The sequence below is a fragment of the Paenibacillus sp. 01T422 genome (genome assembly GCF_056398785.1).
The window spans coordinates 1-1,343 of record NZ_JBFTQB010001268.1; the positions used below are offsets into that span (position 1 = coordinate 1).

The following is a 1,343-nucleotide window of genomic DNA, read 5'->3' on the forward strand; positions in this document are numbered from 1 at the left end:
AGGGAAAGCCGGTATTGATTAATTTCTGGGGCACTTTTTGTCCGCCGTGCAAAGAAGAAATGCCTGCTCTGCAAAAGCAGTATGACAAATGGAGCAAAGAAGGCGTCGTTTTCTTAGAGGTAAACGTCGACAAGAATAAAGTGACCGTTCAAGGCTTCATGGATCAGTATAGCTTGAACATGCCTGTACTGCTGGATGCGAAGGAAGTTGTGCGCAAGCAATATGGCGTAATGGACTATCCGACGACCTTCTTTATTGGTGCAGACGGCAAAGTCGCCGTCAAAAAAATTGGGCAAATGACAGAAGCTTTTGTTGATGAAACGCTTACGAAGCTTGCCGTTAAGTCTTAATAAGATTGAATGCTTAGAGTTTTCAGGAGGTCATCATGTTCTACAACACCAAATGCGATTGTGGGCATCAGAACCCCACAGGAACTACGCTCTGTGAATCCTGCGGAAATCCGCTGATCGATACGGATGGCAGAGATATACTCGAAATGCGTTATGACGGTATGGCCCGCCGTTCGCAGAAATCAAACCCCTCTATTTTAGATAAAGTCTGGAATTTCTTCTCCTCGGTTAAAATAGCGGTATGGATAATTTTCGTCACCTTGCTGGCTTCTGCCGTTGGGACGATATATCCACAAGAAAACACGTTTTTGGATATGGATCCTGCGCAGTACTATTCGGAAACGTATGGAAAACTGGGAACGATTTATCACTTTCTCGGTCTCTCACATACATTTAACTCATGGTGGTTCATCACCTTGCTATTTATGATCGGAACGTCACTTGTTATCTGCAGTCTGGATCGAGTGTTGCCGCTCTACCGTGCTTTATCCAAGCAGCAAATCCGCAAGCATCTTAATTTCTTGACCCGGCAAAAGGTGACCCTGGTAACAGATTTGCCACAAGGGACAGATGAAACAGCGTGGACGGATAAGCTAGGCGTGCTTTTACGCAAGAAAAATTACCGCATACATAAGGATGGGACGGCACTTCTGGCCGAGAAATACCGTTTCAGCCGTTGGGGTCCTTACATTAACCACATTGGTCTTATTATTTTTCTGATCGGTGTCTTGATGAGAAGCATCCCTGGTTGGCACATGGATGAGTATATGGGCATTTTGGAAGGTGAAACCAAAGCAATTCCCCATTCATCTTATTTTATAAAAAACGAAAAATTCACGTTAGAGCTTTACGACGAAAAGGATTTACCTGAAAGCATAAAATCCAAGGGACAAGTCGTACCTAAGACATATGAAACTCAGGCTGTTCTATATCATTGTACTGCGAATTGCGATGATTCTACGAAAGAGCCAGTCTTGGAAGAAGTGCATAAAG

General features: G+C 43.9%; 2 protein-coding genes. Both read left to right on the plus strand.

Going from position 1 to position 1,343, the window contains the following annotated elements:
• The coding region (locus AC1DUA_RS37880; RefSeq protein ID WP_477504609.1) for a redoxin domain-containing protein at nt 1-350 on the plus strand (350 nt) is incomplete at its 5' end.
• A 35-nt stretch (nt 351-385) separates the two neighbouring features.
• The coding region (locus AC1DUA_RS37885) for a cytochrome c biogenesis ResB family protein (protein WP_477504610.1) at nt 386-1,343 on the plus strand (958 nt) is incomplete at its 3' end.